Raw genomic sequence first — 13092 nt, forward strand, 5'->3', positions numbered from 1 at the left:
AATGCAGCAGGGCGGTATCGAAATTGAAGAACAGAGAGCATACAACGAAAAAATGAAAGAAATGGGCGAAGCAATCAGAACAAACAAACTGGCTTCCGACCTGTATGTTGCAGAACAGAACTTCAACAACTTCATGAACGCTGTATTCAACATTATCACAGCAACACTGACAGGTGAAGAACCTGAACAGGCTGGCGGCTGCGATCCCAGCTGCTGCTCTTCCTGCGGCGGCGGCTGCCACTAATCAGATTTCACCAAAAACAGGTTTTTGGTGAGGTTCAATAGATGAATAAACAGTAATTGGATTACCCGAACTCCTTTTCAGGGGTTCGGGTATGCTTGCTAAAAAAGGAGAAGGAGGAAGGACATCCATGGCGAAGATCACACCCATGATGCAGCAATACTTTGAAATCAAAGAAAACTATAAGCATTGCCTGCTCTTTTTCCGTTTGGGGGATTTTTATGAGATGTTCTTTGAAGATGCTGTCATTGCATCCAAAGAACTGGAGATCACCCTGACGGGGAAGGATTGGGGACAGGAAGAAAGAGCCCCGATGTGCGGCGTGCCGTTCCATTCCGCCGATGGCTATATTGCCCGCCTGGTGGAAAGAGGCTATAAGGTTGCCATCTGTGAACAGGTCGAAGATCCCAAGGCGGCAAAGGGTCTGGTGAAGCGTGATGTTGTCCGTGTGATCACTCCCGGTACGGTCGTAGATAACACCGTTCTGGATGAAACAAAGAATAACTATATCCTCTCCGTTTACAGCAGCAACAGCGGTTACGGCATTGCAGTCTGCGACGTGACTACAGGCGAATTCCAGACAACGGAGTTCGGCAGTGTACAGGCGGCGGCAAAAATTCTGGATGAAACGGCTCGTTTTTCTCCTGCAGAACTGATCTGCAACGGGGAGTTTCTGGGAAGCCCTCTGGCGAAGGAGATCGAGCAGAGATTCCGCCTGTTCCTTAACGATATTGACAGCCGCATGTATGATTACAATACGGCGAAGGATGCACTATTGAAGCATTTCAAGGTAAAGACACTGGAAGGCTTTGGGCTGAAAAAGAAACTGCTGGCAACGGCGGCTTCTGGTGCATTGATGTGGTATCTGAATGAGACTCAGAAAAATGATCTGAGCCATATTTCCAGTCTGAAATACTATACAACAGGCGACTTCATGCTGCTGGATGTTTCCAGCCGCAGAAATCTGGAATTGACAGAAACCATGCGGGAAAAGAACAAAAAAGGTTCTTTGCTGAGTGTTCTGGATAAAACTCAGACGGCCATGGGGGCAAGACTGCTGCGCAAATGGGTGGAACAGCCCCTGCTTTCCCAAGAAGAGATCAATAAGCGTCTGGATGGGGTAGAGGAATTATATGATGATCTTTTCCTGCGGGAAGAGATCAAGGATATTCTCCGTTCTATGTACGATTTTGAACGTATCATGTCCCGTGTGGTATATCAGAATGCCAATGCCAGAGATCTGGCGGCACTGAAAAACTCCATCGAAAATCTACCTCTGATGAAAGAGATCCTTTCCAGATGTGAAAGTCCTTATCTGACGGAACTCCATGACCAGCTGGATCCTCTGGAAAATATCCATGAGCTGATTTCCTGTGCTATTGTGGAAGATCCTCCCTTCTCTGTCAGAGAAGGCGGTATGATCCGGGAGGGCTTCAATGAGGAGCTGGATACTTATGTGAAAGCCAAGGAAAACGGTACCACATGGATCAAGGAACTGGAAGAAAAGGAAAAAGAAAGAACAGGTATCAAAAACCTGAAGGTAAGATACAATAAGGTTTTTGACTACTATATTGAAATCACCAGATCCAATCTGGAAATGGTGCCTGAAACATATATCCGCAAGCAGACACTGGCAAATGCAGAACGCTTCATTACTCCGGAACTGAAAGAACTGGAAGAAATCATTCTGGGGGCGGATGATAAGATCACCACTATGGAATACGACATGTTCTGTGAAATCAGAAATGCCGTGGCGGCGGAAGTGGAACGTATCCAGTTCTGTGCCTATATTGTTTCCGTAATCGACTGTCTGCAGTCTCTGGGGGAAGTTGCACAGAGCATGAACTATGTGAAGCCTGTTGTGGATGATGGCGATGTGATCAATATCAAAGGCGGCAGACATCCTGTTGTAGAAAAGATGATGCAGGGACAGTTCATTCCCAATGATACATATCTGGATGAAAATGATACCAGACTGGCCATCATTACAGGCCCCAATATGGCGGGTAAGTCTACCTATATGCGTCAGACAGCCCTGATCGTTCTGATGGCGCAGATCGGCAGCTTTGTTCCTGCGGAGGAAGCCCATATCGGTATCGTAGACCGTATTTTCACCCGTGTCGGTGCATCCGATGACCTGAGTGCAGGCCAGAGTACCTTCATGGTGGAAATGACAGAAGTGGCGAATATCCTGAATAATGCTACCAGCAAAAGTCTGCTGATCCTGGATGAGATCGGCCGCGGTACCAGCACCTTCGATGGTCTGTCTATTGCGTGGGCAGTGCTGGAATATATTGCGGACACCAAACAGATCGGAGCAAAAACTTTATTTGCGACCCATTACCATGAACTGAGCGAACTGGAAGGCAAGCTTTCCGGTGTGAAAAACTACTGTATCGCCGTGCAGGAGCAGGGGGAAGATATTATTTTCCTCAGAAAAATCCAGCGGGGCGGTGCAGACCATAGCTATGGTGTGCAGGTAGCCAGACTGGCAGGCCTGCCCAATAAAGTGATCCGCCGCAGCGGTCAGATTTTAAAGCAGTTGAACGCAGCGGATATTACGAAAAAAGCGAAAAAGATCGCTGTGGAATCCAAGGAACAGCAGGAGGAAACAGTGAAACAGATAGATATGTTCAATATGGCCGAAACCCAGCTGGCAGATGAACTCTGTAAACTGGATGTGATGGCCATGACTCCCATCGAAGCCCTGCAGACACTTTTTGAACTGCAGAAAAAGGCAAAGGGGATGTAAGTTTTGAGGAAGGAGGAGCATCATGCAGAAAATCAGACTGCTGGACTCCAAAACCATCAATAAAATAGCGGCAGGGGAAGTTGTAGAATCTCCAAAATCTGTTGTGAAGGAACTGACGGAAAATGCCATCGATGCCGGCGCAAGCAGTATCACTGTGGAAATCAAGGACGGCGGTATTTCCTATATCCGTATTTCTGACAACGGCAGCGGTATTCCCAAGGAGCAGGTGAAATCTGCATTCCTGCGTCATGCCACCAGTAAGATGACCCAGATCGAAGATCTGGAACATATTTTTACGCTGGGGTTTCGCGGGGAAGCTCTGGCATCCATCGCGGCGGTGGCACAGGTAGAAATGCTGACCAAAACAAGGGATGAGGAAACGGGTACCCGTATTCTCATCAGTGCGGGAGAGATCGAAGCGATGGAGGATGCAGCCTGCAGAGAGGGTACTTCCATTACGGTAAAAAACCTGTTTTATAATGTGCCTGCCCGCAGAAAATTCCTGAAAAAACCGGCTACAGAAAGTGGCTATGTCTCCGATTTAATCAATAAGATTGCATTGGGGCATCCTGAAGTGGCCATTCAATATATCAATAACGGCAATACGGTTCTGCATACGGCAGGCAACAATGACCCCAAAACGGCGGTATTCTATGTTTACGGCAAGGATGCGGCAAACAATATGCTGCCTATCTCCTACAAAAAAGGAGAATATGCGGTAAGTGGTCTGATTGGCAGACCTGAGCTTTGCAGAGCAAACCGCAACTATGAAAATCTCTTTATCAACGGCAGATTCATCAAAAATGCGGTGGTTTCTTCCGCGGTAGAGGATGCCTATAAAACAAAACTCATCATTGGAAAATTTCCCGTGTTTGTGTTAAATCTGGAAGTGGAGCCTGCACTGGTAGATGTGAATGTACATCCTGCCAAGCTGGAAGTCCGCTTCAAAAATGATGATGAAGTATATGAATTTTTCTATAACGCAGTTTCTAAGGCGTTGCAGGAAACGGTGCTGATCCCGAAGGCTGTTCTGGAGAAAAAGCCAAAGGAAAAACAGCCTCAGCCGGAACAGCAGACTTTGATGGAAACACCAAAGAAAGCAGAGATGCCTGAGAAAGCAGCAATGATGCCAACAGAAAAGCCGACAGAAAGACCGAAGATGGAAGCGGTGATCCTTTCTAAGGAAGAAAAGGCGCAGCTGGATATTCCAAAGATGGAGAAGCCGCTGGAAACAAGACCGACAGCTATGACAGGCGGCAGAAGTGTGGATGAACTGCTGAAACGAAAGCCCTCCGGGTTCAGCGTGGAGCAGAAAGCGGTACCTTATCTGAAAAAAGAGCCTGTGAAGCAGGAAACAGCAAAAACAGAACTGCCGAAAGCAGAACCTGTGAAAACAGAACCGCCCGGACAGGTGGAGATTACGCTGCCGAAAGAGGAAAAGCAGGAAGAAAAGAAACCTTTCTTCCATGATTATAAAATCATCGGTCAGGTATTTCGCACCTATTGGATCGTGGAACAGGGAGAATGTCTGTATCTCATCGATCAGCATGCAGCCCACGAACGAATCCTTTATGAAGAACTGATGAACAAGTTCAAGGAGGAAAAAGTCATTTCTCAGCGGATACTGACACCTTTGATGCTGAATCTGACACCCATGGAAACGGAAGTGCTGCGAAACAACAAAGAACTTCTGGAAAGCTTCGGCTTTGAACTGGAAGACTTTGGCGGCAGATATGCCCTGCGTTCCACTCCTTATCTGCTGCAGAATCCGACAGGAATGGGATTTTTCACAGATATTCTGGACAGACTGGCGGAAGAACGTATCGGAAATGTTTATGATACGAAAATACTGGCAGTTGCTACGATGGCCTGCAAAGCGGCGGTTAAAGGGCATGATGTGCTGAGTGTTCGGGAAGCGGAAGCGCTGATCCATCAGCTTCTGAAACTGGAACATCCCTTTACCTGTCCCCATGGCAGACCGACTATTGTGGAACTGACAAAATACGAAATGGAAAAAATGTTTAAACGGATCCAGAACTAAGTAGGTGACTATATGAAAAAACCTTTGATCGTCATTGGCGGGCCTACCGCCTGCGGCAAAACAGGATTTTCCATCCAGCTGGCAAAAAAGATCGGCGGGGAGATCATTTCTGCAGACTCCATGCAGGTATATCGCTATATGGATATTGGAACGGCAAAGGTAACGCCGGAGGAAGCCGATGGCGTGCCTCATTATCTCATTGATGTATTTGATCCCGACGAGGAATATAACGTAATGATCTTTCAGCAGAAAGCCAAAGCCTATATGGAAGAGATCTGGGCGAAGGGGAAAGTGCCGATCCTTGTGGGCGGTACCGGTTTTTATATCAATGCCCTCCTGTATGATAATGACTTTACGGAGACGGAAAATGATACTTCCTATCGTGAGGAATGCTACAGACTGGCACAGGAGCAGGGGCCTGAAGTGTTGTTTGAACGACTGAAGGAAGTCGATCCTGCTTACGCGGAAATCATGCATGCAAATAATGTGAAGCGTGTGACCCGCGCTTTGGAATATCATTATCTGACAGGGCAGAAATTTTCCGAGCATAACGCGGAACAAAAGGAAAAGGAAACGCCCTACAATGCAGCTGTGATCATTCTGAATATGGACAGAGAAAAACTTTACGAGCGGATCGAACTGCGCATCGACCTGATGATGGAACAGGGACTGCTGGAAGAAGTAAAGGGGCTGCTGGAAAAAGGCTATTCCCCCGATCTGGTTTCCATGCAAGGGATCGGGTATAAGGAATTTGTGCCTTATTTCAACGGAGAATGTACGCTGGAAGAAGCAGTAACACAGCTGAAAACAAATACTCGCCGCTTTGCGAAACGTCAGCTGACATGGTTCCGCCGTCAGATCGAAGGCCTTTGGGTCGATATGGACAAAGCAACGGGCGAAAAAGTGATGGAGGATGTGCTGTCTTATCTGAAACAGCGGAACATCCTGTAAAAAAGAGAAGATGTAAGAAGAAAAAAGCAGAAAGGAATGTTTCGAAATTGAAAAGATCTTTCGCAAAATATATTGCCTTGTTTTTGGCAGCCATGTTTACATTCAGCGCTGTGGGCTGCGGCAAGGACAAAACAGAACAGCAGCAGGCTGCTGTAGAAAGCAATGCTGCTGATGCCGAAGGCAGCAAAAAGAAAGAAAAACCTGCAGAGAAAGAACTGCTGCAGAAAGCATGGGTCATGGCAGAGGACGCACCGGAGGTAACGGCTTCTGCAGCGATCCTGATCGAAAAATCTACAGGTACGATCCTGTATGAAAAACATGCAGACCAGAAAATGTATCCTGCCAGCATGACAAAAGTGCTGACTGCACTGGTGGCGCTGGATTATTTCAAGCCTGAAGAACTGATCAAGGTTGGTTCGGAGATCAATGAGGTTTCTCTGGATTCCAGTAAAGCGGGTCATGTGGTAGGAGAAACACTGACCATGAAAAATGCCATTCGCGGTCTGATCATCCCTTCCGGGAATGACTCTGCCAATGTGGTTGCGGCAGCAGTAGCCAGACGTGCGGAAAATGATGAAAATCTCAGTTTCAGCCAGTGTGAAGCGATCTTTACAGACCTGATGAATAAAAAGGCAGCGGAACTGGGAGCAAGAAACAGCCATTTTTCCAATGCCCATGGATATCATGCAGAAACCCATTATACAACAGCCAAAGACATGGCATTGATCTCCAGAGCTTTTATGGAAAACAAAACACTGGAAGAGATCGCCAATGAAAAAGGCTTTTCCGGCAATGGCGCAGACGGTATGTTTGCAACGGACACATCCGTAAAAACACAGGACTACGCATGGCGCAGCCATAACCTGCTGATCATGGACGGGGAATATAACTACGGTTATGCTTCCGGGATCAAAACAGGGTTTACAGATGAAGCGGGCGATTGTGTGACAGCAGCAGCGAAAAAGGACGGTATGAATCTGATTGCCGTTATTTTCCATTCTGAAGATCCCAACCGTTGGCTGGATGCGAAGAACCTCTTTGAATACGGTTTCAATGGCTATGTGGAAGCAAAAGTAGCCGGTGCGGATGAAGCAGTTGCAGAAGTGGCGCTGACAAAACATAAGAAATCTCAGGGCGATACGCTGGCTGTGGTTCCCGGAGAACCTCTGGTGACATATCTGCCTGCAGATGCGGCGGATAAACTGGAAGTATCTGTAGAATACAATGACACTTATGCAGAAACAGATAAAGAAGGTAACGTTTCCCTGCGGGCACCCATCGAAAAAGGGGCAGAAGTGGGTACGGCTTCTTATAAAGTAGATGGTAAAGTTGTTCTGGAAGCGCCTGTTTATGCCGGTAGAGATGTGGCAAAAGGGAATATTTTCAGTACCATCGGTCATCTGCTTGGCAGTATTTTCACTCTGAAAGGGATCCTGACTGTAGTCGGTATCGTTGTTGTGGTTGCTGTGGTGCTTCTGATCCTGAAACTGATCGGCGGCCGCAGAAACAGACATAGAGGCGGCTTAGGTTTTGGCGCACCTTCCCGCAGAAATGCAGGGCTGACCATGAATCTGAATGGCAGAAAGAGAAGAACTCGCCGCAGAAGAAGATTTTAAGAAAATAAAAGAAAGGAGTCTCTGATGAGACTCCTTTTTATTATTGTTCTTCTTTTTTCTCTTTTCTGGGAGGGCGGGGGCCTTCGTACTGGTAATAATCAGTCTTGATACGGCCATTGAACAGTTTTCTTTTTCTGTCAGCTTTTCTGCCGTAAAGAGATTCGAAATATTCCATGGAAGTGATGACATAAGCAGACCATGTGGTGTCTGTTTTCATGGTGGCGCCCAAAGCGCGGTACATATTTTCTACTTCCTTCAGTTCACCGATACGTTCCCCGTAAGGAGGGTTAGAGATCAGCACGCCGTATTTCCCGGGTAATGTTACCTCTTGAGAGGGTTTTACTTCGAAGGTGATGCAGTCATCTACACCGGCCAGTTCTGCATTGGCTTTTGCCAGTTCGATGGCATCGGGGTCGATATCACTGCCGTAAATTTCAGGCATCACATCGTAGTCGATGGCCTGATATGCTTCTTTTCTTGCCTGTTTCCAGAGATCTTTGCCGATGCGTTCCCATTCTTCGGAAGCGAATTTTCTGTTCAGGCCGGGGGCAATGTTTCTTGCCAGCATGGCCGCTTCAATGGGGATGGTGCCGGAACCACAGAAGGGATCCAGCAGGATGCGGTCTTTTCTCCAATAGCTCAGCTGGATCATGGCAGAAGCCAGAGATTCTTTCAGAGGGGCATCCATGGCAGAAGCACGGTAACCGCGCATGTGCAGACCGCTGCCGCTGGTATCGATGGCCAGTGTGACAACATCCTTCAGAATACTTACCTGAATGGTGTAGGAAGCGCCTGTTTCATCGAACCAATCTGTTTTATATTTGTCTTTCAGTTTTTCAACAACTGCTTTTTTTACGATAGCCTGACAGTCGGGAACGCTGAACAGCGTGGATTTTACGGATTTGCCGACAACGGTAAACTTACCGTCTTCGGGGATCCAGTCACCCCAGGGCAGTTCCTTTGTCTGGTCAAACAGCTCGGTAAAGGTTACAGCCTTGAAAGTGCCCATTTTTACCCAGACACGACCGGCACAGCGCAGCCACAGGTTTGCTTTTACGATATCGGATTCATCCCCTGTGAATTCTACTTTGCCGTCGCTTGTTCTGATATTCTGAAAACCGAGTGCCTGACACTCTCTTTTTACAACAGCCTCCAGACCGAAGGTGGTCGTTGCGATCAAATCTATACTCATAATTTTTTCTCCTGTCTTTTGTTCAAATGATAGAACCTTTGCTAATTCAATAGTTTATCATTTTTTCCGCAAAAAAGGAAGAACCCCTTGAAGAAAAGCTGAAAAAAAGGTATCATAGAACAGATTAAAATATAATGATAAAGTGAGGAAGCATATGTATAAAGTATTGAAAAGATGCGGCATGGCGAAACGTGCCGAATTTCATACACCCCATGGGGTCATCCAGACGCCTGTATTTATGAACGTTGGTACAGCAGGCGCCATCAAAGGTGCTGTTTCTACAGAAGATCTGGAACAGCTGAAATGTCAGGTGGAACTTTCCAACACCTATCACCTGCATCTGCGCCCCGGTGATAAACTGATCAAGGAAATGGGCGGTCTGCATAAATTTATCGTTTGGGATAAACCTATTCTGACAGACTCCGGCGGTTTTCAGGTATTCTCTCTGGGTCTGCTGAGAAAGATCAAAGAAGAAGGCGTATATTTCAGTTCTCATATCGATGGCAGAAAGATTTTCATGGGCCCCGAAGAAAGCATGCAGATCCAGTCTAATCTGGGTTCTACCATTGCCATGGCCTTTGACGAATGCATCGGTCTGCCCGCGGAAAGACCTTATGTAGAGGCTTCTGTTGCCAGAACCACACGCTGGCTGGAACGCTGCCAGAAAGAAATGAAACGTCTGAACTCTCTGGAGGATACCATCAATAAACAGCAGATGCTGTTCGGGATCAATCAGGGTGCAACTTATAAAGATATTCGTATTGAACACGCAAAAGTGATCACAGACATGGATCTGGACGGTTATGCGGTCGGTGGCCTGGCCGTTGGCGAAAGCCATGCAGAAATGTACCAGGTGCTGGAGGATGTTGTGCCTTATTTGCCTGTAGACAAGCCCACATATCTGATGGGGGTAGGTACACCTGAAAATATTCTGGAAGCGGTAGAAAGAGGGGTAGACTTCTTTGACTGCGTTCTGCCTGCAAGAAACGGCCGTCATGCCCATGTTTATACCAATTTCGGCAAACTGAACCTGCTGAATGCAAAGTTTGAAAAAGACGAAACACCCATCGATGAAACCTGTAATTGCCCTGCCTGCAGAAGATATACAAAAGCCTATATCCGCCATCTGTTCAAGGCAAAGGAAATGCTGGCAATGCGTCTTTGCGTGATGCATAATCTGTACTTCTTCAACAGTCTGATGGAAGAAATCAGACAGGCTATTGAGGAAGACCGTTTCCACGAATATAAAAAGCAGAAACTGGAAAATTTCAAGCGCGCTGGTGGGAAATAAAATCTGCAATACTTGACGGAAAATAAAAAAATATATATAATTATCTATTAGTGAAACAAAAATAAACTCGAAAAAAGTTAGGAGAGAGATCAATGGTACCTTTTTTACTTGACACAGTAATTGCACCTACAGGTGAAGCAGCAGCACAGACAACACAGAAAACTGGCCTTTTTGGCACATGGGGTACAGAACATCCTGTAATGCTGATCGTTGTTTACTGCGTAGTTCTGCTGGTGATCATGTACTTCCTGTCTGTAAGACCTACACAGAAAAAGGAAAAGAAACTGGCTGAACTGAGAAATGCGATCGTTGTTGGTGATTCTGTTATTACAAACAGTGGTTTCTACGGCAAAGTTGTAGATGAAACATACGATGCATGGATCATTGAATTCGGCATGAACAGAGGTGTTCGCGTTCCTGTTGCGAAAACAGAAGTTTTCGGTAAAGCAGAACTGAATCTGTCCATGGAAGCACCAGTACAGGAAGAAGAACCCAAAAAGAAAAAAGGTCTTTTCAGCAAAGGCGAATAAAGCAGATCAAAACAGATTCCTGTGAGCAGGGGTCTGTTTTTTTATATTTTGAAAGGGAGGTCAGATATATGAAAAAGCACATTTCTTTTCCCTCATCTGATGGAAAAACAAAACTGCATGCTGTGATATGGGCACCGGAAACAGCGCCCAGAGCCATCCTGCAGATTTCTCACGGCATGGTAGAGTATGTGGAACGATATGAAGCCTTTGCAGAATTTCTGAATGCCAACGGCATCCTTGTGGCGGGCAATGACCATCTGGGTCATGGCGATTCTTATGCAGAAGAATGGCAGAAGGGTTATTTTGCAGAAGAAAAAGGGGATATCTGCGCTCTGCAGGATCTACATAGAATGACATTGCTGCTGCAGAAAAAATATCCCAATATTCCTCATTTTCTCTTTGGTCACAGCATGGGTTCCTTCTTTGCCAGAAGATACCTCTGCATGTATCCCAATGAGATCGATGGTGCAGTCATCTGTGGCACAGGATGGAAACCTGCACCCGTACTGCAGGGCGGCTTGCTGGCTGTAAAACTGCTTTCTTTGCTGAAAGGAGACAGATTCCGCAGTGTTTTTGTAACAAAACTTGCTTTCGGCTCTATCAATAAAGCTTTTGAACCTGCGAGCACGCCAAAAGACTGGCTTTCCAGAGACAGGGAATCTGTTGAGAAGTATGTAGATGATCCGAAATGCGGTTTTCTGTTTACGCTGAACGGCTATCGCGCCCTGTTCCGTTCCATGTATCTGGCGCAGGATCAGCAATTGCTGCAGAAGATGGACGAAGATCTTCCGATCCTTTTTATTTCTGGGGAAATGGATCCGGTAGGTGATTTTGGCAAAGGTGTAAAAAAAGCAGTCAATGCCTTTTCTGCTTCTGGCATGCAGGATGTGGAATGTATCCTTTATCCTGAAGCAAGACATGAACTGGTCAATGAAGAGAATCGGGAAGAAGTTTTTCAGGATGTGCTGGAATGGCTGGAATTCCATATATAAAAGGACATTTCTGCAGGAAGAACTGCAGTGGATGATTTGAAGATTTCTGTGTTTTATGCTATACTGAACGCAGGATAAACTTCTATTGGTATGGATGGAAAAGGTAAGGAGAGATCTCAATGAAAAAAGTGTTATTTGTAGATTGCTGTATTCGCAGAGAACATTCCCGTTCCAAAGAACTGGCAGATCATTTTATCGCGGAACTGCAGAAAACAGGAGAATATGAGGTGGAAACTCTGTGCCTGATGGATGAAAATCTATCCTATTTTTCTGAAGGCTTCTTCCTGCAGAGAGAACGACTGTTGGCAGAAGGAAACCTGGAACATCCCCGTTTCCGCTATGCCCATCAGTTTGCGGCGGCAGATAAGATCGTGATTGCAGCCCCTTTTTGGGATCTGAGTTTTCCTGCACTGCTGAAGGTTTATATTGAAAATCTTTGCGTGGACAGCATTACCTTCCATACGGATGAGCATGGGCTTCATGGCCTTTGCAAGGCAAATCATATGGTATATTTGACTGCAAGAGGGGCAATTTATACAGATTCTCCTCTGGAACAGGGTTCTTCATATCTGGAACAGATGGCAGGATTTTTCGGTATCGAAAAATATGACTGTGTTGCGGCAGAAGGTTTGGATATCGGGGTATGGCCTGTGGAAGAACTGATGGAAAAAGCAAAGGCGAAAGCAACAGAAGTAGCGAAAACATTTTGATGGAATTGAAAATCGGCGGTCTATCCGCCGTTTTTTGTTAGAAAGAGAAACTGATTTGGAAAGATAAATAGAAAAAAAGAAGGAGTGATGTTTCGTGCCGGAAATCAAATGTCCGAATTGCGGTGAAGTGTTTCAGGTAAATGAAACCGGATATGAAAAGATCGTTCGTCAGGTGCGGGATCAGGAGTTTACAAAAGAACTTGATCGTCGTGAAAAAGAATCGGAAGTAAAGCAGAAACAAGAACTTAAACTGCTTCGTTTACAGGATGAAAAAGAACATGCTGAAATGATTGCAAAAAAAGATGCGGAGATTTCGGCGAAAGATCAGTTGATCATTGAATTGCAGGCAAAATTAGATGCTGCTGAGTCGGTAAAAAAACTGGCTGTGTCTGAAGCGGTGGTAGCGAAAAATGATGAACTTGCTCAAAAAAATTCGGAAATTGCAAATTTGAAAGGGGAACTGAAAAATAAAGAAACAGAAAACCTTTTAAATGAAAAATCCATGAAAGAGCAGTATGAAGTCAAATTGAAGTTAAAAGATGAACAAATTGAATACTATAAGGATTTCAAAGCCCGTCAATCTACAAAAATGATTGGTGAAAGTCTGGAACAGCATTGCCTTGCACAGTTTAATTCTTTGCGCATGACGGCTTTTCCAAATGCTTATTTTGAAAAGGATAATGATGCCAGAACCGGCAGTAAAGGGGATTTTATCTTTCGAGAAAGCAGCGAAGACGGCACCGAATTCATTTCCATTATGTTTGAAATGAAAAATG

Annotated in this window: 11 protein-coding genes; 10 read left to right on the forward strand and 1 reads right to left on the reverse strand. The window is 45.7% G+C overall.

Going from position 1 to position 13092, the window contains the following annotated elements; genetic code table 11:
• The 5 genes from ACJMLT_RS05385 to ACJMLT_RS05405 form a co-directional block, all read left to right on the forward strand.
• A partial coding sequence (locus tag ACJMLT_RS05385; RefSeq protein WP_405727729.1) for a YlbF family regulator occupies positions 1-244 on the forward strand: 244 nt, incomplete at its 5' end.
• A 127-nt stretch (positions 245-371) separates the two neighbouring features.
• Complete coding sequence (gene mutS, locus ACJMLT_RS05390; RefSeq protein ID WP_405727732.1) at positions 372-2993, forward strand: DNA mismatch repair protein MutS; 2622 nt, start codon at positions 372-374, stop codon at positions 2991-2993.
• Between the two features lie 22 nt (positions 2994-3015).
• A complete protein-coding gene (gene mutL, locus ACJMLT_RS05395) occupies positions 3016-5034 on the forward strand; it encodes a DNA mismatch repair endonuclease MutL (protein ID WP_405727735.1) in 2019 nt (672 codons plus the stop codon).
• A gap of 12 nt (positions 5035-5046) precedes the next feature.
• Complete coding sequence (miaA, locus tag ACJMLT_RS05400; RefSeq protein ID WP_405727738.1) at positions 5047-5985, forward strand: tRNA (adenosine(37)-N6)-dimethylallyltransferase MiaA; 939 nt, start codon at positions 5047-5049, stop codon at positions 5983-5985.
• A 47-nt stretch (positions 5986-6032) separates the two neighbouring features.
• Complete coding sequence (locus ACJMLT_RS05405; protein WP_405727741.1) at positions 6033-7601, forward strand: D-alanyl-D-alanine carboxypeptidase family protein; 1569 nt, start codon at positions 6033-6035, stop codon at positions 7599-7601.
• 40 nt (positions 7602-7641) lie between these two features.
• Here the strand turns inward: ACJMLT_RS05405 and ACJMLT_RS05410 are convergent, their stop codons facing one another.
• Entirely contained in the window at positions 7642-8796 is a 1155-nt protein-coding gene (locus ACJMLT_RS05410; RefSeq protein WP_405727759.1) for a THUMP domain-containing class I SAM-dependent RNA methyltransferase, read from the reverse strand.
• A 151-nt stretch (positions 8797-8947) separates the two neighbouring features.
• Here ACJMLT_RS05410 and tgt point away from each other — a divergent pair, with 151 nt between their 5' ends.
• The 5 genes from tgt to ACJMLT_RS05435 all read left to right on the forward strand — a co-directional run.
• Entirely contained in the window at positions 8948-10084 is a 1137-nt protein-coding gene (gene tgt / locus ACJMLT_RS05415) for a tRNA guanosine(34) transglycosylase Tgt (RefSeq protein ID WP_405727744.1), read from the forward strand.
• Positions 10085-10176: 92 nt separating this feature from the next.
• Positions 10177-10614: a preprotein translocase subunit YajC gene (yajC, locus tag ACJMLT_RS05420; RefSeq protein ID WP_405727747.1), complete on the forward strand. Its 438-nt coding sequence runs from the start codon at positions 10177-10179 to the stop codon at positions 10612-10614.
• 68 nt (positions 10615-10682) lie between these two features.
• Entirely contained in the window at positions 10683-11606 is a 924-nt protein-coding gene (locus ACJMLT_RS05425) for an alpha/beta fold hydrolase (RefSeq protein WP_405727750.1), read from the forward strand.
• 119 nt (positions 11607-11725) lie between these two features.
• Entirely contained in the window at positions 11726-12316 is a 591-nt protein-coding gene (locus tag ACJMLT_RS05430; protein WP_405727753.1) for an FMN-dependent NADH-azoreductase, read from the forward strand.
• A 94-nt stretch (positions 12317-12410) separates the two neighbouring features.
• A partial coding sequence (locus ACJMLT_RS05435; RefSeq protein ID WP_405727756.1) for a DUF2130 domain-containing protein occupies positions 12411-13092 on the forward strand: 682 nt, incomplete at its 3' end.

The organism is Anaerotignum sp., assembly GCF_045122575.1.
GTDB lineage: Bacteria > Bacillota > Clostridia > Lachnospirales > Anaerotignaceae > Anaerotignum_A.

Bases quoted from the DNA above. Each gene is read 5' to 3' on its own strand.
- mutL (WP_405727735.1), top strand. From the start codon at position 3,016: ATGCAGAAAATCAGACTGCTGGACTCCAAAACCATCAATAAAATAGCG.
- ACJMLT_RS05430 (WP_405727753.1), top strand. From the start codon at position 11,726: ATGAAAAAAGTGTTATTTGTAGATTGCTGTATTCGCAGAGAACATTCC.
- yajC (WP_405727747.1), top strand. From the start codon at position 10,177: ATGGTACCTTTTTTACTTGACACAGTAATTGCACCTACAGGTGAAGCA.
- mutS (WP_405727732.1), top strand. From the start codon at position 372: ATGGCGAAGATCACACCCATGATGCAGCAATACTTTGAAATCAAAGAA.
- miaA (WP_405727738.1), top strand. From the start codon at position 5,047: ATGAAAAAACCTTTGATCGTCATTGGCGGGCCTACCGCCTGCGGCAAA.
- tgt (WP_405727744.1), top strand. From the start codon at position 8,948: ATGTATAAAGTATTGAAAAGATGCGGCATGGCGAAACGTGCCGAATTT.
- ACJMLT_RS05425 (WP_405727750.1), top strand. From the start codon at position 10,683: ATGAAAAAGCACATTTCTTTTCCCTCATCTGATGGAAAAACAAAACTG.